Raw genomic sequence first — 20,589 nt, 5'->3', positions numbered from 1 at the left:
TTGGTCACCCAAGCAGACCGGTTGCGCGCAGGATCTCGTTGATCCTGGCTGTCTCGGCTTCATTGAGCGCAGTGCGCGGGCGCGGCATTACCGCGCTGTCGATGATACCGAGGCTCTTCATGGCAGTCTTGAAGCCACCGATGCCGGAGGCGCCGCCGCTAACGCGGCCCTGGGCAACCCAGACGATTTCGAAGAGGCGGCAGAGCCGCTCCTGCTCCTTGCGTGCGGCGACCCAGTCGCCACGCTGGGCGGCGTCCCAAAGGCGCACATAGCCGTGAGGATCGACATTCGCGATGCCCGGAACGACCCCGTGCGCGCCCATCAGCAAGGCATTGTCGACGACAATCTCCGAACCGGTCATCAGGAACACGTCCGGCCGATCAGCGAGATCGAGGAGGGCATAGCGGAAGTTGCCGTCATCGCCACTGGAATCCTTGAGGCCGATGATCGTGCCTTCCTTCGCCAAGGCCACCGTCGTCTGGCGCTGCAGCTTGACGTGGACGCAGACCGGAATGTCGTAGGCGACGAGCGGTACGTCGACCGCGTCACGGATAAAGCGGAAATGGTCGAGGATCTCGGATTGGCTGGTGACCGTATAGAACGGCGCGGTGGCAACCACGGCGTCGGCCCCGGCACGCTTGGCAACGTCCGCATGATGAATGACGCGATCCGTCGTCGGATCGATGACGCCGACGATCAGAGGCACGCGTCCGTTCACCACTTTTGCCGAGTGCTCGATGATCTCGCGGCGCGTCTTGTCGTCGTGGAAGATCACCTCGCTTGTCGAGCCGAGCACGAAAACACCGTGGCAACCGCCTTCGATGAGATGCTCCAGAACCCGCGTGTAGGACGGATAGTCGACCGTGAAATCGGCATTGAGCGGCGTCACGACTGGAGGAATTACACCTTTGAATTTTGTCATAGTCTCTTTCTTTCGAGTGATCAGTTTAGTTCAGCGCGAGGGTCGAAAGCGTCCCGAAGACCGTCGCCGATGAAGTTGATGGCAAGCACCGCCAGGATGAGCGCCCCGCCTGGGAACAGCCATTGCCAAGGATACTGTTCGAGGACCGCCGTCGAACGGGCCGCGTTCAGCATGTTGCCCCAGCTGGCGGCCGGCGGTGCGATGCCGAGGCCAAGGAAGGAAAGCCCGGCCTCGAGCAGGATGGCGTTGGCGATCTGCAGCGTGGCGTAGACCACCAGGATATCGACGGCGTTCGGCAGCCCATGTCGGAAGAGGAGATGGGGCAAGCCGGCGCCCATTCCCCGAGCGGCGACGACGAAGTCACGCTCACGCAGTTCCAGCAGCCGTGCGCGCACCATTCGCGCCAGAAGTGGCCAGGACAACAGTGAGATGACGAGGACCGTCGGCCAGATGCCCGTGCCGGCGATCGAGGCGAGCACAAGGAGAAAAATCACCGGCGGCAGCGTCATCACAAGATCGACAAACCGCATACCGACCGCGTCTGCCCAGCGGCCGGAAAGGGCGGAGACAGCGCCGAAGAGAAAGCCGATGACGGCCGAGAGCAGTGTCGACGCAGCAGCGACGAGGAGCGAGATGCGGCCGCCCTCCATCACGCGGGCAAACACATCGCGGCCGACGCCATCGGTACCGAACCAATGTTTCAGGCTTGGGCCAGAGTTCATCGCCAAAAGGTCGATGTCGTTCGGCTTGAAGCTCCACCACAGGGGATAGGTGAGGATCATCGCCAGGACAGGAAGAGCCAGGCAGATACCGAAAACGGCGGCGCGGTTGATCAGGAAGCGGTCGAGTGCACGGGCGAGGGGGCCGGGACTGCGGCTAGAGGTTCTGGCCAGCATGCTCAGGCCACCTTGATGCGCGGATCGATCACCGCGTAAGTGACGTCCGTCAGAAGGTTCACGACGATCACGCAGGCTCCGATGATGAGCGTGGCGCCCATGATGACCGGGTAGTCGCGGGTCTCGACGGAATCCACCAGCAGCAGGCCCATGCCCGGCCAGTTGAAAACGCTCTCGATGAAGATTGCACCACCGACGGCAAGGCCGATAGTCGAGCCGATCAGCGTGACAACAGGCAGCAGCGCATTGCGCAACGCATGCTTGACGATCACCCAGAACTCGACGACGCCCTTCGCCCGTGCCGTGCGGACATAGTCCTGATTGAGCACTTCAAGCAGGGAGGCGCGCATATAGCGCATGATCAGAGCCGCTTGAGCGACCGCAAGGAGCGAGGCAGGAAGGATCAGGTGATGCAGCAGATCAAGGACCGAGAAAGGCTCGCCCGGCGTCAGCATTCCACCCGATGGCATCCATTTGAGCCGCACGGCGAAGACGTAGAGTCCGATCAATGCGCTGAGGAAGGCCGGGCTGGAAATGCCTGTGAGGGCAATCACCGAGAACGAGAGGTCGGCGATGGAGTTACGCCGTACGGCGCTGATGATGCCCGTGGCGATGCCGACGACAGTCGAGATAACGAGAGCCGTTCCCATGAGCAGGACGGTGGGACCTATGCGCGACAGGACGAGACCGAGCACCGGCTGATCCATCCGCTTGATCGAGTAGCCGAGATTGCCGGCCAAGGCTTGCTGCAGCCAGACCAGATACTGCACGGGCAGGGGCTGGTCGAGACCGAGGCTGCTGCGCAGCTCGGCCAAGTCGGCTGGCGACATCGGGATGTTCGGATCGATATAGGCGTCGATCGGATCGCCAGGGGTGAGGCGCAGCAGAAGGAAAATCAGCATGCTCAAGGCAAGCAGCATGCCTATTCCGATCGCCAGGCGCCGGAGACTGTATCTCAGCATTGCAACTCCGTCCTGAAAGGGTGGCAACGCCACCCTTTCGTATCCATGGCGGTCCTATTCGGTGATGGACCAGCGCTGCGGATCGGCCTGATAGGGGCCGCCGCCAGGGGCGGGAGTCCACACAAAATCCTTGACCTTGGAGGATACCACGCCATAGCGATTGGCTACCCAGAGGGTTCCCCACGGGAGCTGGCTATTCATGACCTTGCAGACCTGCTGATAGCGTTCGTCACGCTTTGCCGCGTCAGGTTCACCCAGGGCGGCGTCGAGCGCGGCCGTCAGATCGGGCATGCGGGCGCGAACGACGTTCGGGCCGGCCGGCGGGATCTGCTTTTCATTCAGCCCGACATTGATACTGCCTGCATCTGGTCCGTTTTGCAGGCCGGCATAGACCAGCTGAAACTGCGAGATATCTGCGTCCGGCTTCAGGACGATGCTGTTGTATGTTGGGGCATCGACCGCACGCGGCACGACGTTGATGCCAACCTGAGCCAGCATTGCCTGAACGGCGGCCAGCACATTGGTCGCCAAGGGCGTCGTGTAGTAGGTCAGGAGCGTAATCGGCTTCCCGCCGTTGATCTCGTCCCAGCCAGCTTCCTTCAGAAGCGCTTTCGCCTTTTCGGGATCGTAGGCATAGTCATCAATGCCCTTCGGGACGAGTTGATCGGCGACGTAGGCGCAGTTGGCGGGCTTGGCGGCGCCGCCGTAAAGGCTCTGGATAATCGCGTCGCGATTGATGGCGTGCATCACCGCCTGTCGGACACGCAAATCCTTCCAGATAGGCGATTCATGATTGAAACCCAGATAGTTGACGACGAAGGAATTGCCTTCGATCACCTGGAAAGACTTATCGTCCTTGAATGTCGGAACATCATTGGAGTCGACATAGGTGAACTGGATTTCACCGGCTCGAAGCGCGGCGATCGCAGCCGCCGGATCAGCGAAGTAGCGATTGATGATCTTCTCGAGGGCCGGTTTGCCGCCTCTGTAGTCCGTGTTGGCAGTGAGCTCGACATACTGGTCGTTGACGTACTTCGAGAATTTGAACGCGCCGGTGCCGATCGGTGACGTCGACCACCATGCGTTCTTGGCGAGGTGGTCGGCCGGTATTGCGGCCAGTGCGTGCTCGGGGAGCATCATGACCTTTGTCAGGGTATCCATGAGACTGGCCGACGGCGCGTTGAGCTTGATCACGAGCGTGTGGTCGTCCGGAGCTTCGACGGATGACACCGGTGTTAGGCGAGCGGCCAGGACAGATCCGGTCTTTGCATTCTTGGCGAGTTCCATCGTGAACTTCGCGTCCTTGGCCGTGAATGGCTTTCCGTCGTGCCACTTCGCGTCAACGAGCTTGAACGTATAGGTCAGCTGGTCAGGGCTCACGTCATAAGACGATGCAAGTACGCCGACCGTCTTCTGCAGCTTCGCATCATAGGTCACGAGCGGTTCGAAATAGATGCTGAGCCAGGTGAAGCCCGCGGTTGCGGCGAGCGGATTGAAATTGCCCTGAAAGCCACCGGGGCCAACATCGAAGCCGCCCGACAGGGTTGCAGCTTGCGCCGGGCGGGTGAAGCCCGATGCGACTGGTGTTGCCATCATCGCGGCGATTGCGATAGCCGAAAGTCGAGACAGGGTGTTCATTGCGTTCCTCCCACATTTGAACTTGTCTTATTGGTTGCGATAACTCGGGCGATGCCTTCGTAGTGGTGGTCGAGGCGCCGGCGGGCCTCCTCCACGTCCCGGGCTTCTACGGCATCGACGATGGCGGCGTGATCGCGCCAAGTGGCCATCGGATCGACGTTGTCGAGATTCACGAAATCCGAGGCCTTGTAGAAGGCGAGCCAGAACACGTCGATCAGCCGGCTCAGCGTTTCGTTCTCCTGGCAGCGGAAGAGCAGTCGATGGAAGAGCTGGTCGTCCTCGGCGAAGGATTCGCCGCGTTCGGCGTGCGCCTTCATACGGTTGACGGTGGCGCGGAGCTCGGCAATGTCGTCCTTGCCGATCGTTTCCAAGGTCTTGCCGATCAGGCCGACTTCGAGCGTCCGACGGATCTCGATCACTTCCTCGATCTGGCGGAGCGCGCCGCCAAGGCCGTAGGCAAGATTGTCGAGCAATGGCTCGAACGAGAACGCCTTCACGAAAATTCCGACGCCGCGCCGTGATTCCAAGACGCCAAGCGATTCAAGTGCCTTGATGCCTTCGCGCAGCGAGTTGCGGCTGACGCCAAGTTGTGTCGCAAGCTCGCTCTCGGCGGGCAGCAGTGTTCCCGGCTTCAGGCCGTTATCGTTGATGTAGGCGCGCAGGCTCTCCTGCACGGAAACATGCAGCAACGGGGCTCTTGTCAACGGCTTCATGGTCTTTAGGGGCATGCCGATCTCGCTGCGGAAAATTCCTAGTGTCGAGACACATATCCACTTGTAGGATATCTGTCAAATGAACATGTGTGCATGCTGGTACGGATTTCGGATCGAGCAGGCAGCGGGTCGTTCTCCTGACCATTGGGAGCGCTGCGTCAGCTACGAGTAGAGGGGTGTCAGAACCACGAATTTCGAGACCTTCGTTTCAGCGCGGTTGGCAAAGTTTTGCTGCAGCCGATGTCGAAAACGTCATAGCTTTTAATTATCGTAACGATCAGTAAATCCAACTTAGAATTATCGTCTAGTTCCGATAAGAAGAAGCAAAGGGAGGATGCGCGTCGACCGGTGTCTTCGCCTCAAGCACCGAACCTCATTCGGAAAGTGCCGCGGCTCGACCGGATGATTTGGAAGAGTTCCCTTTGGACGGCAGAAAACTCAAAGCAATCAAGGAGAACGTTATGGACCAGAAACCCGACAGCGCCGGCAAATGTCCCGTTGCGCATACGCCCCGTGGTCGATCCAACCGCGACTGGTGGCCAAACCAGCTGGACGTTCAGGTTCTTCATCAGCATTCCGGCCTCTCCGATCCGATGGGCAAGGCGTTCAACTACGCCGAGGAGTTCAAGAAGCTCGATCTCGACGCCGTGAAGACGGATCTTCATGCGCTGATGACCGACTCGCAGGACTGGTGGCCAGCCGACTTCGGCCACTATGGCGGTCTCTTCATCCGCATGGCCTGGCATAGTGCCGGCACCTACCGCATTACCGACGGCCGCGGCGGCGCCGGTGCCGGTCAGCAGCGTTTCGCTCCGCTGAACAGCTGGCCTGACAACGTCAACCTCGACAAGGCCCGCCGCCTTCTCTGGCCGATCAAGCAGAAATACGGCAACAAGATTTCCTGGGCGGATCTCTTGATCCTTACCGGCAACGTCGCGCTCGAATCCATGGGCTTCAAGACCTTCGGTTTCGCCGGCGGCCGCGCCGATGTCTGGGAACCGGAAGAGCTTTATTGGGGCCCGGAAGGCACTTGGCTGGGTGATGAGCGCTACAGCGGCGAACGCGAGCTGTCCGAGCCACTCGGCGCCGTGCAGATGGGTCTGATCTACGTCAATCCGGAAGGCCCGAACGGCACTCCGGATCCGGTCGCTGCTGCCCGCGACATCCGCGAAACCTTCGCCCGAATGGCGATGAACGACGAAGAGACCGTAGCGCTGATCGCTGGTGGTCATACCTTTGGCAAGACGCACGGCGCGGGTGATCCGTCTTTTGTCGGCGTCGACCCGGAAGGCGGCGAACTGGAAGCGCAGGGCCTCGGCTGGACGAGCAAGTTCAACACCGGTGTCGGGCGCGATGCCATCGGCAGCGGCCTTGAAGTGACTTGGACGCAGACCCCGACCCAGTGGAGCAACTACTTCTTCGAAAACCTGTTCGGCTTTGAATGGGAGCTGACCCAAAGCCCGGGCGGTGCGAAGCAGTGGAAGGCCAAGAACGCCGAGGCTTCCATTCCGGATGCTTTCGACCCGGCGAAGAAGCAGCTGCCGACCATGCTGACGACCGACCTCTCCCTCCGTTTCGATCCGGTATACGAAAAGATCTCGCGCCGCTTCCTCGAGAACCCAGGCGAGTTCGCCGATGCCTTCGCGCGCGCCTGGTTCAAGCTGACGCATCGCGACATGGGCCCGAAGGTGCGCTACCTCGGTCCGGAAGTCCCGGCAGAAGACCTGATCTGGCAGGACGTTATCCCGGCCGTCGATCATCCGCTCGTCGATGACGCCGACATTGCGGACCTGAAGGAAAAGGTTCTCGCGACGGGTCTTTCAGTGCAAGAGTTGGTTTCGACCGCCTGGGCGTCCGCTTCGACCTTCCGTGGCTCGGACAAGCGCGGCGGCGCGAACGGTGCGCGTATCCGCCTTGCGCCACAGAAGGACTGGGACGTGAACCAGCCTGCGCAGCTCGCCAAGGTGCTCGGCGTGCTTGAAGGCCTCCACAAGGACTTCAATGCCGCCCAAACGAGCGGCAAGAAGATCTCGCTCGCTGACCTGATCGTGCTCGCCGGTGCCGCTGGTGTCGAGAAGGCTGCAAAGGCTGGCGGTCACGACGTGACCGTTCCATTCACGCCTGGCCGTATGGATGCCTCGCAGGAGCAGACGGATGCGGCGTCCTTCGCCGCGCTCCAGCCGCGCGCCGACGCGTTCCGTAACTATGTCGGTGGCCGGCAGTTCATGCGACCGGAAGAGGCTCTCGTCGACCGCGCCCAGCTGTTGACGCTGACCGCTCCGGAAATGACTGTCCTGGTCGGCGGGCTGCGGGTGTTGAAGGCCGGCGTGCCTGAGCATGGCGTCTTCACCTCGCGTCCCGAAGCGCTGACGAACGATTTCTTCGTCAACCTGCTCGACATGGGCACGGTGTGGTCGCCGGTTGACGGCAACGAAGGCGTTTACGAGGGTCGTGATCGCAAGACGAACGAACGCAAGTGGACCGGCACGCGGGTCGACCTGATCTTCGGTTCGCATTCGCAGCTTCGTGCGCTTGCGGAAGTCTACGGCCAGTCCGATGCAAAGGCGAAGTTCGTCAAGGACTTCGTCGCAGCGTGGACTAAGGTCATGAACGCCGATCGTTTCGATCTCGTCTGATCGGTAAAATCTGGCATGGACGCGGCCGGTCAGCGGCGTCCATGCTTCCTCCCCTCCCCAAGTGCATCAGAAGGGATGTGCTTGCACATCAAGTCTCGACGATGATTTGCGCTTGAGGCGACCTCGGACTAACCTTCGTAAGTCTCGAAACCGGCGAGCACGAGGTCCATTTTGTCGGCACTACCCGTCGGATCGGCCGTCACGTGTAGAAAGCCGCGGTTGGGTATTCGATCCAGATGTCGATTGCTTCCCGCTCACGCTTATGGACTTTCCGCGAATCATAAAAATTCCTTCGATCGTCGCGCGTTCAATATCATGCCAGATGATTGCGGCTCCTATGCTTCGGGCTCTCGCCCGAAGTCCTTGCGGAGTTCGTCCTTGGCGTTTTCGAGTTTCGCGTGCTGCGCTTTGGTCAGTGGCTGCCCGGCGCGGTTGATATGGAAGTTCAGCATCGACATGGCGGCTGATTGTCGTCCAGTGGAGGCTGGAACAGTGCGCCAACCGCTTAGTTCCAGAATTTTTGGGCACCGGGCCTCGGGAGTTTTGATGAACAACAGATGAACGAAACAGGCTTGGGCGCGTTCCCTCTCCAGGAGATGGAATAATGTTCATGCCTCAATTCGATGGATACGCCTCTATTGGCGAACGCGCCCCTTTGGCTTCTCTTGCCGAGGAGATTTTGTCAGCAATTGCCTATTGCGGCTGTGCGGAAGACCTGCAGCTATCGATTGTCGAGTCGGCCGGACTGTTCTTTCTGGAAGGCCAGGTTCCGACCCAAGCCGCAGCCGACCAGATCCTTCAGGTCGCGCGCCGCTGCGCTGGTTCGATTGTTCTTTCCCGAATTTCTATAGGCTGATCGCGTTGCAATGTGAGGTGGAGTGTGGAATGAGCGCCAAGGTTAGTCTCGTAGCGGGCGCAAGCAGCCGCGGCGATCCAGGGCGAGGATGTGGCCGACTTGATCAGCTTCCAACACGAGATTCACCGAAAGGTAGGCCGCCTAACCGCCAATGGGGTACGTGCAGTCAATGCGCGGTTGTGATTTTATGGTCTCGGCCAGATGCGGCCATTGTATTGCGTCGAGGGCCCGTCAGGAAACTCGCGGGCCCATGCATATGGTGGCGTGGGTGGTCGCAGGCGAGGCGGAACATCGAACGTTTCGAATGGTTCTCCGACCACGGCAGTTTGGTCGAGCGCCGCAAACAATGCGATTGATCCGACGATCACCCAAACCAAGGGATTGCATCCGCAAGCAGCGGCTTTAGCTCTTCAACGGCGAGGTCTTGCGGCGTTCGAGCAGGGCTGCCCGGATCAAATCCACTTTCGTAGGCGCTGGCGAGGCCATCGGTGCAGGAGCGTCGGCATCCTCACGCGCCACACTTTGCCGCTTGAGGCCGAGATATTTTTCCTGCGCCGCAATCCGGTCACCCTCCGAGACCGGCTCGCGCGGTTTGCCATCGATGCCGTAACGCAAGGAGTCGGGCTGTGCGGTGGCGAAATAGTAGCGCTTGGAGTGAAGATAGGCACCCGTCGCGCGGCGCAGCGTGGTGATGCCAACGTCGGGCTTGAGAAGCGGCCTCAGCTCGTGCCAGAGCCCAAGCGCAAAAGGCCGGATAGGCTCGCCGACCGCGTTTGGCAGAACAGCGACGGGTTGCATGAGCAAGTCGCTGATTGCCTGGGCTTTGCGGATATCCGCTTCATTTGCGACAATCGGGCCGCGGCTGGTGGTCCAGGGTTTGCTCATCTCACAACTACCTCTGCGGACCTTTTAGGCAGCAACTGTGAACGCAATTTGACGAAAGCTTTTGGCGCGCCATGCTCGACCGCCGCTGGAGGAGAGCGATGCAGCTTCCGCCCCGCTCGCAGGCGAGGCTGCGCGCCTCCGCGACCTTCTGTCGGCGTGTCGTCTTGAGGCTGACGATGCTGTCTATGCGCCGGAGATCCGGGTGATTGCCGGTGGTTGAGGATGAGAAACGTCTCGAGCGTCTAGGCGCGGTTGCCCAGGATAGCGCGGGCCATCATGCTTATCGTGCGGGTCCGAGCTTCCAGTCGGAGTCACCGGACGGGCAGGCGAGGCCTTTGAAGCGGGTTTCGCCTTCGAGCGTGCGCTGTGTTGTCACAAATGCCCGGCATGAGCTTTCAGGGTCGACGCCGATTTCTTCAATCACGCCGGCACTTCCCGTCGATGGATTCGCCCAGGCAAGCGGCTTCACGCCGACGTCGCCGCGGCTGACAGTGTCTGCGATAACCGCTTGATCAGTCTTTGCGACTGGGGCCGACTGTGGAACGGCGGCGGTTTCCAGGGGCTCGACCTTCGTACATCCCGCCAGCACCAAGGCTACAAAAGACAGCTGCAATACGCCTATGTTTTTTCGCGTCATCCGGACGTCCCGATGATTATGGTTCTGCATAGTAGCATGCAATCCTGACTTCAAACTGAGGGCTACTATAGAAATGGGAGCTACACCAGTCAGTTCCGTTCATTGGGGTGTTTTTGCCGGCCCGTTCCCACAAAATCCGGTTCCAACGATGCCTGGAGCGCGGAACGCATCCTTCCCTTATTGCCTGCTTGCGGCGTCTGCGAGCCAGCTCCTTACGGCAATCACCGAGGTCGGATGACGAGGCTTGCGCGGCGAGACGACGTAAAAATCCGAGCCAATCGTAAGTTCGTTCGGCAACACACGGAGGAGGCGGCCAGACGCAACGTCATCCTCCACGAAGAACGTGCTCGTAAGCGCGAGACCTTGGCCAGCAATCGCGGCCTCGATCGCTAAGGACGTCTGATTGAATCTGATATTTTTGGAGACAGTCGGCAGATTGTCCGGAAACGCCAGTTCGAGAAATTGTGGCCAAGAATCGTGGGCGTCGTGAAGAAGCGGATAGCGCCCGAAATTGCCATCCTGGCCTGGCGGCCCAAGCTTCTCGACCAGCAGGGGGCTGGCAACGGCGACGAGCACGTTGTCGAAGAGAAGTTCCGCATTCAGCCCCGATCCGAAAGGAAGCCGGCCATAACGCACGGCGAGATCCACAGCATCCGTCTGGAAATTGGCAATGCGATCGGTGGCCAGGATGCGCAGATCGATGTTGGGGTGGACCGCGGTGAAATCCGGCAGACGAGGGATCAGCCATTTCGAGGCGAAGGTCGGCGTGACGCTGATGGTCAGGTGAAGTGGTTCCGGCTTCAGCGTCTCCGTTGCGTCGGCGATCAATTCGAAGGCGCGTCGGATGTTGGTGATGTAGCTCTGTCCCGCCTCGGTCAGCGCCAATGTTCGCGGGAGTCTGTCGAACAGCTTCAGGCCCAATTCCGCTTCTAGGCCGCGTATTTGTTGCGCAACGGCTCCCTGTGTCACCCCAATTTCCTCGGCGGCCAGCCGGAAGTTCAAGTGCCGGGTGACGACCTCGAAGACACGGAGGCCGTTCAGGGAGGGAAGACGCCGGATACCTTCTGCCATTCGATAGTTTTTCTACTGCTTGATGAGAGGGGAATTGGTTCGCGTAGCCGATGCCGGAATGATATCACGCTTTCCGTGTGTGACAGAAGATGGCAATCGGTGCCGATCTTTTTGAAGCAGGAGAGGTTGATGTCAGTAGAAAAGGTAGCGGTGATTACGGCAGGCGGCAGCGGGATGGGCGCCGCGGCGGCGAAGCGTCTTGCGGCGGATGGGTTCAAGGTCGCAATCCTGTCGTCGTCGGGCAAGGGCGAGGAACTTGCGAAGACCCTGGGCGGTCTCGGGGTGACCGGCTCGAACCAGTCCAATGACGATCTACGCAGGCTCGTCGACCTTGCGATCTCGGCGTGGGGACGCATCGACGTGCTCGTGAACAGCGCCGGCCACGGTCCTCGGGCGCCACTCCTCGACATATCGGATGACGACTGGCACCGGGGCATGGAGGTCTATCTGCTGAACGTCATCCGCTCGACGCGGCTGGTCACGCCGCACATGCAGAAGCAGAAGGCTGGCTCCATCATCAACATTTCCACAGCCTGGGCTTTCGAGCCGAGCCCGATGTTCCCGACATCGGCCGTGTTCCGGGCCGGACTGGCATCGTTCACAAAGTTGTTCGCCGAGACGTACGCGGCCGAGAATATCCGTATGAACAACATTCTTCCGGGCTGGATCGACAGTCTTCCGGCTACCGAGGAGCGCCGCGACAGTGTTCCGATGAAGCGGTATGGCACGAGCGAGGAAATCGCCGCGACCGTTGCCTTCCTCGCATCACCGGGGGCGGGATATATGACGGGACAGAACCTTCGGGTCGATGGTGGATTGACCCGCTCGGTGTGATGTCACGAGGATACTGCGAAGCGCGCCGTCCCATGGGCAGGCGTGCTCCAGCCTTCCGTACGTCATCGATCAGAAGCGGAAGACAGCTCCCAAGATCGGGCCGTGTTCGATCGTGTCATAAGTGAAGCCGTCGTTGCTGTAATTGACGCCGAGGGCACGATAGCCGGCAACTGCCGAGATTCGATCGTTGAATTTGTAGCCAATCGCTCCCAGCACGTCCCAGTCGAAATCGGCGCCGCCGGCGCCAATCATGGCGGAACCAGTCAAAAAGGCCTTGTCGGTCAGCAAATAGTTGCCTCTGAAGCCGACAAGCCCATCCACCCAGTTTCCGGTGTCGGTGCGCGACAGGTTGCCAATGAGGCCGCCGTTTAGGGCGATCCTGGTTTCGACATGCCAGTATCTGGCGCCTCCAACCACATCCAGGCGGGCCTTGGGATCCTCATAGACCGTGTAGCCGACACCGAGCAGCGATGTGAACGTCACCGATTTGAGATCGACTTCGTCGGCGACGACGCCGCGTGGCGTGGCGGCATCCGTCGTTATGCGCGCGTAAATTATGTCGGTGAAGATGCTGAAGCGGTCATAGCGCGCATCGCCGGCTGCCATGAAGGCAAAGTCGAGATCCTTCAGGATGTCACTGAAACTCTGATTTATGTCGACGGTCGGAAGGCCAAACACCTGGGTTTTGCCGTCGAGTCCCGCGACCCAGAAATAGGGTGCGAACGAAAACGTCCAGCCGTTCGGTTCCGAAGCCTGAGGCTGAGGTGCCGTGGCCGGCAAAAGATCTGCTGCATGCAACGGTGTCACAAATGCCAACGCGGCGGCAGCGCATGCGATCAGCGAAATCCTGCTACTCATAGTGAACCTGTCCCCTCTCGCGTTCAGGTCACAAATGGCCCCGATTCACCGACCTGAACTGATATCGCAGATTGCACTAAGTTCTGTTTGCCGCAAAGTGCTTATATGTCGGTTCTCATATATCTGACGTCGGAAATCTCGGACACCGTTGCTAAGCCGCTTCAGCCTCCAGCGAAATCGGTGCATGTCAGTGCCGTACTGCTTCATCCGCGCCAGAATCTTTTCCGTTCCATCAGGTCATCCAGGGACGACTGTGCGGCGCTCAGCAGTTTTTCGCGGTTGCCAACGGCGACCAGCGATTCGGCGTCGGGATGCGAATCCAGTTCCAACTCGTGAACGACAGTCGGGGCCGTTGCCATATCGTTCAGGAGACCGAGTTCGTCCTGCAATTCCTCCATCGACTTGATGAACTTGGCGTACCTTCGCTCCGCCTGCTTGCCGGTAAACAATGAGATCAAGAACTCGCACGCGTATCTGAGCTTCTTCGCCGCCTTGCGTGCTTCGTGCCGGTGCTCGTCGTCAGCCTCGACGAGGGACTTGCCGCGCTTCTTCAACTTCTTGCGGTGACGGTCGAGAGTCTCGATCGCGAAATCGACCACCGGGCCGTTGCGGATCTCCGTGGTTTCCGACAACGTGAGATATTCCCCGCAACGGAGCCACTCGTTAACGTCGAGCATCAGGGCTTTGGCGCGCGAGCTGTAGATGGCATTCAGCACATCGTCATAGGCGCTATCGCGGGCCTCAAGCAGCCGGCCGCGGATGTCGCTGCTTCCTGCCCTGGCAATCAAGACATCTATGTTGCGCGCCGTTCCGAGAACGCCGGTCAGCCATTTCAGCTCGTCCTTGAGCCGCCGCGATTCCGCATCAACCAGGATTGCCTTGTAGAGTGAGAAGGCGGACCGCAGCCGCCTCAGGGATACCCGGGCTTGATGAAGCGCCGCCGGGTTTGCCCGGTCGAGGAGAATTGACTCGTTCAGACGGAATTGCCGGAGGCACGCTTCGGCAACGATCTGGAACGACCCGGACACTCGCAGCTCGCGATTGAGGTGCACTGCTTCGGCTTTGTACGCGGTCGTCTGCTCGCCGAGGAGACGGTAGCCTCTCTCTGCTTTTGAGGCGACACCGAAATGGATTGGGACAATCGCCTCGATTCTGCGGGCAAGCACAAACAGGGCGTTTGGCTTGCCATCCTTCAGCTCCAGTTCCAATTCCCGTATCTGCGTCTGGCGGTCGCCGGCGACGACAAAGCCCGTATCCAGCGCAACTTCTATTTTGCTTCCATCCTGATCGACGTTCCATCGATGCCGCTTTACGGATGTAGAGAACTGTGGGATGGGGGCGGTCGCGTCGATATCAAGCTCTGCCTTCAATGGCGTCGAATAATCGATCACGGGTGTGTTGCCGGTGACCGGCGCTTCCCATTCGGAACGCGCGAAGATCGCATTGTTCGGGCCGGTCGCCTTTACCGTTTGGATGTGCGCTTCGCCGACACTGCGAATTCTTAGCGAATAACCGCCTTGCCATGCCTGGTGGTCGGGTGTGTCAAAATAAATCGAAGTCAGCGGCTCTACGGAGATTGGCTCGCCGAGCAAGCCGGATCCCAATAGTGTATCCGCGGCGTCGGCACTCAGCTCAAGCTTCAGTTCTGTTTCGGTTCCCAAATGGCGGTCTCCGCTCGGTCGCATGATGATCGATGGATGCAATTCCTTTGACGAGAGATAGAGCGGTGCCATCCGGACAAAACGCCTTGATGACAAAAAACTCGGGCAAGGGGAAACTGCAAACTAATCCCACAGAAAAAACGGCCTTTGAACTCTGCCATGCTACAGTAGAGCCCGCGCGAACATTTCCAGACCAAGCAGAAACAGGCCAATGAGGAACCACGCTCGGAAACGGGCAGGATTTATTCTTGTGCGGATAGCTTGTCCGGCGATCATGCCGGCAAGTGCAGGAACGACGGCCATTGTGGACATCATCAGGGCGCTCCCCTGGTATTCTCCATGCCAAGCAAGTCCGCCGGCAAGCGCAATCGTCGAGACGGTGAAGGACAGTCCGAGAGCTTGGATGAGATCGTCTCGGCATAGATTAAGCGATTGCAGATAGGGGACCGCTGGGACGACGAAGACGCCTGTTGCACCAGTGACCAGGCCCGTCACGAGGCCGATTGCCGGAGAAAGCCACCGCTCCTGCCATGCCGGGATGCTAAGCGGCTGGGCGACGAGAGTGTAGATCGCGTATAGCATGAGCACCGCGCCGAGCGCGGCGGTTGGCCCATTGCTGTGCCCGCCGGTTATGAAGGCGCTGCTAGCGATCGTAGCCACGGCAATCGCAGCCATCATTGGCCAGAGGCGTCGTGTCGCGGGAAAAACATTCGGTCCTGCCGCCAATTGCCAGATATTCGTGATCAGCGAGGGCACCACCAACAAAGCGGCTGCGGCAAGCGGCGAGACGAGTGCCCCCAACAGGCCCATCGCCACGGTTGGCAAGCCCATGCCCGTAATTCCCTTGACGACCCCGGCAACAAGGAAGATCACGATGACGAGCGGGAGGGAGGCAAGTGTCGTTTCCATCGGTTGCGGATAGCAGATCGATCATCGCGCACAATGCGGATTGCCGGAACACAGACTTCGGCTGGTCCGAAGGCTGGCCTTGGTGTAATCCTTTAGAATGCGCTTTGACCTTACCGATCTTCGCCTCTTTCTCGCGGTTGCCGAGGCGGGCAACATCACGCGCGGCGCGGCGGAAGTCGGCTTGTCGCTTCCTGCGGCCAGTGAGCGCTTGCGGTCGATGGAAGCAGTCTGCGGCGTCTTGCTCTTGGAGCGCGGACGCAGAGGCGTATCTCCGACACCGGCAGGAGAGGCCTTGGCCCATCACGCGCGGCTGATCGAACGTCAAATGGCGCATATGCGCGGTGAACTGAGCGAGCACGCAAAGGGACTGCGGGCGACAATCCAGGTTCTGGCCAACACTGCAGCGATCATGGAATTTCTTCCAACGCAGCTTGCGCCGTGGTTGGTCAAGCATCCCAATATCGATCTCGATCTTAAGGAGCGACAGAGCGCTGAAATCGCGCGGGCGATTGCGGCCGGGCACGCTGAAATCGGCATCTTCTCCGATGCCGTGGAAACAGGCGACCTGCACGTTCGCGATTTCGCCACGGACCGGCTGGTGGTCGTTGCGAGCAAACAGTGGCATCTTGCGGAACAGAAGAAAATCAACTTCCGCCAAGTCCTGGAGGAAGACTTTATCGGCCTCATGGACGGCGCGCTGCAAAGCCACGTCGAGGATCATGCCAGACGATTGGGCGCGAAGCTGAAGATGCGTGTCCGGGTAAGAAGCTTTGAAGGGATATGCCGTCTCGCTTCCAGCGGGGCCGGCATAGGCATTATTCCCGGCACGGCTGCAAAGCGATTTCGGAGATCATTGCCGCTATCGGAGGTGCGCATTGCCGACGCATGGGCCGTCCGGCGCCTGGTCTTATGCTGCCAGTCGCCGGATTGGTTGACGAGCCAAGCACGAGACCTCTTTGATCACCTGGCCGTCGATGTTTGATAAAGCGTGTTTGTGGCCGGTGTGCGCGTTCACGAGCCGGATTCGCGAGCAGCTTTGTCGAGGGCAGCAAAATCCTCTCCATCGAGAGTGATGTTCGCAGCCGCAACGTTCTCCTCAAGGTGTTTCACCTTCGAGGTTCCGGGAATCGGCAACATTACAGGGCTGCGTTTCAGCACCCATGCAAGAGCGAGCTGGCTTGGCGTCGCATCATACTTCCTGGCCAACCTGTCGAGGATGGAGCCGGGGCGGGCAAGCTCGCCGGCCGCCAGCGGATACCATGGAATGAAACCGATGCCCTCGCGTTCGCAGTAGTCAAGAACGTCTTCGCTACCGCGATCGACGAGGTTGTAGCGGTTCTGGACGGTCGCGACAGGAAATACCTCGCGGGCTGCCTTTATGTCGTCGACAGAAACTTCGCTGAGGCCCGCATGGGCAATGACGCCCTGGTCAAGAAGCATCTTGACGGCACCGAACTGCTCGCCGGCGGGAACCCGCGGATCTATGCGGTGCAGCTGCCAAAGGTCAATCCGGTCGACACCGAGCTTCTTCAAGCTGCCTTTCGCGCGCTCGATAAGATAGTCCGGCCGTCCGTTCGGCGTCCAGATATCCGGTCCTTTCCGAGTCAGGCCCGCCTTGGTCGCGATCAGCAGTCCTTTGTAAGGATGCAGCGATTCCCGGATGAGTTCTTCGGAAACATCGGGGCCGTAGGAATCGGCCGTGTCTATGAAATTGACGCCGATCTCCGGCAGGCGACGCAAAGTTGCCAATGCTGCGGCCTTGTCTGCCGGCGGTCCCCAAATGCCGGCCCCAGTGATGCGCATGGCGCCAAAGCCGAGACGATTGACGGTGATCTTGCCGATCGAAAATTGACCCGATGCGGCTGCTGAAATCGTGGAACTGTCGGGCACGGACCTTCTCCCGGTTGCCTGGTTTGGGGCTTGCTCGGGTGTTAAAGGTGGAGCGGGCAGGCAACAATACAAGTCGCTTTGCCCGCAATCTCGGCCGTTCGCGACACCTCCGGTGCCGCAGAGGTCAGGGGTGCTCAGGTCCGACCGAACGACCGGAAATGAGGCGCAGCCATGGCGGAAGGTGGAAAGCACACATCAGTAGGTACATGGTCGTCATGCCGTCCACCGGAAAGGCGTCCGGCATGGCGGAGCAGATCATCTCTGCTCCGCTGTTCGCCATCGTGACGATCGCCATGATGGCGAAGGTGGGCGCAGCGCCCAGGCATAGCCAGTCGGCGATGCTTGCTGCCGTGTCGGTCGGAGTCTCGATCGGTGCGCTGCGCTTCGTCTGGTCGTAGGAACGCATGAACGTTATCCCCGGCCATACTCGTCGTGACGACGCCACCAGATGCCATCCTCATTGCGGCCCCTGGGTGCCCGGTCGAGCAACTGATAGACACCCCAAATGCCGTCCAACCCGCGCGCGTAGCTGGAGTAGGTGTGGTAGACAACGCCATCCTCAAGAACGAAAGCACTGAGGCCGGGTCGGTCGCGCGTGTAGGTGGCAACGTCGGTTCCCGTCATCGAGGCGATCTGGGCGACGGGGCTCTCGGCGCCGCGCAGTTTCCATTCCTGCACGGTTTGACCTTCGAGTGGCACCCGGGCAGGTGGTTCACGGCGGTAGTTATACTCGATCCCGCCTTCGCGCTGCTGCTGTTCGCTGAACAAGACGCTGAAGTCGAGGTTGAAATCGCTGCCGAACGAGGAAGCCCAGTCGAATGTCCATCCCATCCGCTGCTTGAAAGCCTGCAGCTTCGGGAAGGGCGCGCGGGAGACGGCGGTGAAGGCCACGTCATGGTTTTCGAGATGGACGACGACGCCGTTGTAGCCATCTGCGATCGAAGAGCAGGACGGGCATCCGGCGGTGTAGTCGGGGCCGAACATGAAGTGATAGATCAGCAGCTGCGAACGACCCTTGAAGAGGTCAACCAGCGAAGCGCTGCCGTTGGCGGTCTCGAACCGGTATTCCTTGTCGATCCGTACCCATGGCAGCTCCTGGCGGCGTTGTGCCAGCATGTCGCTGCGTCGCGTCAGCTCTTTTTCTTCACCCAGCAGGTCGAGCCGGGCCGCAAGCCATTCTTCGCGTGAGCCTGTTTTATGCATTGTCATCCTACTTCTCCTTTTGCTGTCTGTTGCGTAGCATCGCCGCCGCGAGCGGCTGCTTTGCTGGTCGGGAACAGACTAGGGCCGGAGCGGGAGAAGGTGGGAGTTACAAGTTTGACGGGATTTCAATGGACTCGATGATCGTCGCTGCGGCGAGGCTGCTCGCGACCGGCGATCTTCTCGGCGCCTTGAAAAGGGTTGCGCTGCGCAACGATGCGCCGGCGCTCGCGCTTCGTGGCATCGCAATGGCACAGCTCGGCGATCTCGCGAGGGCGAAAATTCTGCTGAAGGCGGCGGCGCGTTCGTTCGGATCAAGGGAACCGATTCCGCGAGCGCGCTGTGTCGTCGCCGAGGCGGAAATTGCCCTGGTCTCGCGTGATCTCACCTGGCCGGCCAAAACGCTCACCGCTGCGCGCGAGGTGCTCGAAGCGCATGGCGACCGATTGAACGCCGCACATGCACGACATCTCGAAGCAAGGCGACTGCTCCTGGTCGGGCATCTGGACGAGGCCGAACACCTGCTTGCGGGCGTCGATCCGACACCGTTTCCACCTCCGTTGCGGACCACCCACGAACTGGTCGTTGGAGGGATTGCCATTCGCCGCCTTCGCACCGGCGCGGCGCGCGCGGCCCTGCAGCGTGCGGAAAATGCTGCGCGCGAGGCGGGAATTCCTGCTCTCCACGCCGAAGTCGACAGCGTATCGCAAGTTCTGAAAACGCCCGCAGCACGTTTGATCGGGCGAGGTGAGGAGCGGCTCCTGCTGCTGGAGGAGGTGGAGGCGGTTCTAACGTCAGACGCACTCGTGATCGACGCATGCCGGTACGTCGTGCGCAAAGGGGACTCGCTCGTTTCGCTGACGACGCGTCCGGTCTTGTTCGCACTGGCGCGTGCGTTGGCGGAGCGTTGGCCGGGAGACGTATCGCGAAACGCCCTTGTTGCTCGAGCCTTCGGGGCAAAGGAAGCCGATGAATCGCATCGCGCCAGGCTGCGCGTCGAAATCGGACGGTTGCGTGGTGAGCTTCATCGCATCGCGGATGTCAATGCAACGAGGGATGGCTTTACATTTGTACCGCGTCACAGCGAAGACGTGCTTATTCTGGCGCCGCCCGTCGAGGAGCAGCACGGTGAGATTCTCGCATTTCTGGCCGATGGCGAGGCCTGGTCGAGTTCGGCACTGGCGATTGCCATTGGTGCCAGCCCTCGCACCGTGCAGCGGGCACTCGATACCTTGTCGGAAAAAGGCAAGGTACAATCCTTCGGACGCGGACCGGCACGTCGATGGACGATCCCGTCCCTGCCTGGATTCCCGTCAACTTTGTTACTCCCAGGTCCACTGCCCAACGACTAGGATAGGCCCATGAAACACTCCAAAGCTGAAATCCTTCGCGAATATGGTCCCTTTGCGGATGTGAACCAGGTGGGCGGCGTCACCTATGACGGGCGACATGTGTGGTTTGCGTCCGGCGACAGGCTCAATGCCTTCGACCCCGATGCCGGTGAGCTGGTGCAAACGATCGACGTGGCGGCTCATGCAGGGACTGCCTTTGATGGACGCTACCTGTTTCAGATTGCCGAGGATCGCATCCAGAAGATCGATCCGAAAACCGGCGCGGTGCTCACCACGATCCCGGCACCGGCGAACGGCGGTGATTCCGGGCTCGCCTGGGCCGAAGGAACGCTCTGGGTTGGAGACTACCGCGGCCGAAAGATCCATCAGGTCGATCCGGAGACCGGTGCGGTTCTTCGCAGCATCGAGTCCAACCGGTTCGTGACCGGCGTGACCTGGGTGGATGGCGAACTCTGGCACGCCACTTGGGAAGGCGATGAGAGCGATATCAGGCGCCTTGAACCCAAGAGCGGGCGCGTGCTGGAACGCCTCGATATGCCGCCCGGCCTTACGGTGTCTGGGCTGGAATCCGATGGCGGTGATCGCCTGTTTTGCGGCGGTGGTAACAGCGGCAAAGTCCGGGCCGTTCGCCGGCCCCGGTAATTGGTGTAGATCGCGCCTGGTTGGTCG

Annotated in this window: 21 protein-coding genes and 1 pseudogene; 7 read left to right on the top strand and 15 right to left on the bottom strand. The window is 60.3% G+C overall.

Features of this window, described 5'->3' with window-relative positions; genetic code table 11:
• Nucleotides 1-4 precede the first annotated feature (4 nt).
• Genes FHT97_RS09940 through FHT97_RS09920 form a run of 5 tightly spaced genes read right to left on the bottom strand, consistent with a single transcriptional unit; the run spans nt 5 to nt 5,146 of the window.
• On the bottom strand, nt 5-922 hold the full coding sequence (locus tag FHT97_RS09940; RefSeq protein WP_183755473.1) for a dihydrodipicolinate synthase family protein: 918 nt from the start codon (nt 920-922) through the stop codon (nt 5-7).
• A 20-nt stretch (nt 923-942) separates the two neighbouring features.
• Nucleotides 943-1,818 (bottom strand): ABC transporter permease, encoded by an 876-nt coding sequence (locus tag FHT97_RS09935; RefSeq protein ID WP_183861751.1) that lies wholly within the window; start codon nt 1,816-1,818, stop codon nt 943-945.
• Nucleotides 1,819-1,820: 2 nt separating this feature from the next.
• Nucleotides 1,821-2,780 (bottom strand): ABC transporter permease, encoded by a 960-nt coding sequence (locus FHT97_RS09930; RefSeq protein WP_183861749.1) that lies wholly within the window; start codon nt 2,778-2,780, stop codon nt 1,821-1,823.
• A gap of 54 nt (nt 2,781-2,834) precedes the next feature.
• Nucleotides 2,835-4,418, bottom strand: a complete 1,584-nt coding sequence (locus FHT97_RS09925; RefSeq protein ID WP_183861747.1) for an ABC transporter substrate-binding protein — start codon at nt 4,416-4,418, stop codon at nt 2,835-2,837.
• A complete protein-coding gene (locus tag FHT97_RS09920) occupies nt 4,415-5,146 on the bottom strand; it encodes a FadR/GntR family transcriptional regulator (RefSeq protein ID WP_183755477.1) in 732 nt (243 codons plus the stop codon). The genes FHT97_RS09925 and FHT97_RS09920 overlap by 4 nt, the downstream gene beginning before the upstream one ends.
• 446 nt (nt 5,147-5,592) lie before the next feature.
• Here FHT97_RS09920 and katG point away from each other — a divergent pair, with 446 nt between their 5' ends.
• A complete protein-coding gene (gene katG, locus FHT97_RS09915; RefSeq protein ID WP_183861745.1) occupies nt 5,593-7,767 on the top strand; it encodes a catalase/peroxidase HPI in 2,175 nt (724 codons plus the stop codon).
• 335 nt (nt 7,768-8,102) lie between these two features.
• Here katG and FHT97_RS09910 read toward each other — a convergent pair.
• Nucleotides 8,103-8,231, bottom strand: a pseudogene (locus tag FHT97_RS09910) (DUF3175 domain-containing protein); the annotation flags it as partial.
• 140 nt (nt 8,232-8,371) lie between these two features.
• On the opposite strand from FHT97_RS09910, the gene FHT97_RS09905 reads away from it, so the two are divergent.
• Complete coding sequence (locus FHT97_RS09905; protein WP_183861741.1) at nt 8,372-8,623, top strand: BON domain-containing protein; 252 nt, start codon at nt 8,372-8,374, stop codon at nt 8,621-8,623.
• Nucleotides 8,624-9,025: 402 nt separating this feature from the next.
• Here the strand turns inward: FHT97_RS09905 and FHT97_RS09900 are convergent, their stop codons facing one another.
• A complete protein-coding gene (locus FHT97_RS09900; protein WP_183861739.1) occupies nt 9,026-9,508 on the bottom strand; it encodes a ProQ/FINO family protein in 483 nt (160 codons plus the stop codon).
• Between the two features lie 61 nt (nt 9,509-9,569).
• On the opposite strand from FHT97_RS09900, the gene FHT97_RS30665 reads away from it, so the two are divergent.
• The gene (locus FHT97_RS30665; RefSeq protein ID WP_210296663.1) at nt 9,570-9,728 is read left to right on the top strand and encodes a hypothetical protein; all 159 of its coding nucleotides are present in this window, start codon (nt 9,570-9,572) and stop codon (nt 9,726-9,728) included.
• A gap of 60 nt (nt 9,729-9,788) precedes the next feature.
• Here the strand turns inward: FHT97_RS30665 and FHT97_RS09895 are convergent, their stop codons facing one another.
• Complete coding sequence (locus tag FHT97_RS09895; protein ID WP_114713645.1) at nt 9,789-10,145, bottom strand: RT0821/Lpp0805 family surface protein; 357 nt, start codon at nt 10,143-10,145, stop codon at nt 9,789-9,791.
• Nucleotides 10,146-10,322: 177 nt separating this feature from the next.
• Nucleotides 10,323-11,216, bottom strand: a complete 894-nt coding sequence (locus tag FHT97_RS09890; RefSeq protein ID WP_183861737.1) for a LysR substrate-binding domain-containing protein — start codon at nt 11,214-11,216, stop codon at nt 10,323-10,325.
• A 129-nt stretch (nt 11,217-11,345) separates the two neighbouring features.
• Here FHT97_RS09890 and FHT97_RS09885 point away from each other — a divergent pair, with 129 nt between their 5' ends.
• Complete coding sequence (locus FHT97_RS09885; protein ID WP_183861735.1) at nt 11,346-12,050, top strand: SDR family oxidoreductase; 705 nt, start codon at nt 11,346-11,348, stop codon at nt 12,048-12,050.
• Nucleotides 12,051-12,119: 69 nt separating this feature from the next.
• Here FHT97_RS09885 and FHT97_RS09880 read toward each other — a convergent pair whose 3' ends face one another.
• The 3 genes from FHT97_RS09880 to FHT97_RS09870 form a co-directional block, all read right to left on the bottom strand.
• Nucleotides 12,120-12,908, bottom strand: a complete 789-nt coding sequence (locus FHT97_RS09880; RefSeq protein ID WP_183861733.1) for a DUF481 domain-containing protein — start codon at nt 12,906-12,908, stop codon at nt 12,120-12,122.
• Between the two features lie 203 nt (nt 12,909-13,111).
• Nucleotides 13,112-14,569 carry a CHAD domain-containing protein gene (locus FHT97_RS09875; protein ID WP_183861731.1) on the bottom strand — a complete coding sequence of 486 codons (1,458 nt, stop codon included), beginning with the start codon at nt 14,567-14,569 and terminating at the stop codon, nt 13,112-13,114.
• Between the two features lie 162 nt (nt 14,570-14,731).
• Nucleotides 14,732-15,478: a sulfite exporter TauE/SafE family protein gene (locus FHT97_RS09870; protein WP_183861729.1), complete on the bottom strand. Its 747-nt coding sequence runs from the start codon at nt 15,476-15,478 to the stop codon at nt 14,732-14,734.
• Nucleotides 15,479-15,575: 97 nt separating this feature from the next.
• Between FHT97_RS09870 and FHT97_RS09865 the strand changes: the two genes are divergently transcribed.
• Nucleotides 15,576-16,460 carry a LysR family transcriptional regulator gene (locus tag FHT97_RS09865; RefSeq protein ID WP_183861727.1) on the top strand — a complete coding sequence of 295 codons (885 nt, stop codon included), beginning with the start codon at nt 15,576-15,578 and terminating at the stop codon, nt 16,458-16,460.
• 29 nt (nt 16,461-16,489) lie between these two features.
• Here the strand turns inward: FHT97_RS09865 and FHT97_RS09860 are convergent, their stop codons facing one another.
• From FHT97_RS09860 to FHT97_RS09850, 3 genes are all read right to left on the bottom strand, one after another.
• A complete protein-coding gene (locus FHT97_RS09860; protein ID WP_183861724.1) occupies nt 16,490-17,368 on the bottom strand; it encodes an aldo/keto reductase in 879 nt (292 codons plus the stop codon).
• 124 nt (nt 17,369-17,492) lie between these two features.
• A complete protein-coding gene (locus FHT97_RS09855) occupies nt 17,493-17,774 on the bottom strand; it encodes a hypothetical protein (RefSeq protein WP_183755489.1) in 282 nt (93 codons plus the stop codon).
• A 5-nt stretch (nt 17,775-17,779) separates the two neighbouring features.
• Entirely contained in the window at nt 17,780-18,577 is a 798-nt protein-coding gene (locus FHT97_RS09850; RefSeq protein WP_183861722.1) for a thioredoxin family protein, read from the bottom strand.
• A 122-nt stretch (nt 18,578-18,699) separates the two neighbouring features.
• Between FHT97_RS09850 and FHT97_RS09845 the strand changes: the two genes are divergently transcribed.
• Both FHT97_RS09845 and FHT97_RS09840 read left to right on the top strand, forming a co-directional pair.
• The gene (locus FHT97_RS09845) at nt 18,700-19,920 is read left to right on the top strand and encodes a helix-turn-helix domain-containing protein (protein ID WP_183861721.1); all 1,221 of its coding nucleotides are present in this window, start codon (nt 18,700-18,702) and stop codon (nt 19,918-19,920) included.
• 9 nt (nt 19,921-19,929) lie between these two features.
• Nucleotides 19,930-20,562: a PQQ-binding-like beta-propeller repeat protein gene (locus FHT97_RS09840; protein WP_183861719.1), complete on the top strand. Its 633-nt coding sequence runs from the start codon at nt 19,930-19,932 to the stop codon at nt 20,560-20,562.
• Nucleotides 20,563-20,589: the final 27 nt, after the last annotated feature.

The organism is Rhizobium sp. BK399, assembly GCF_014194695.1.
Classification (GTDB): Bacteria; Pseudomonadota; Alphaproteobacteria; order Rhizobiales; family Rhizobiaceae; genus Rhizobium.
Note: the sequence above shows the minus strand (reverse complement) of the source record. Positions and strands in the feature narration are given on the sequence as shown.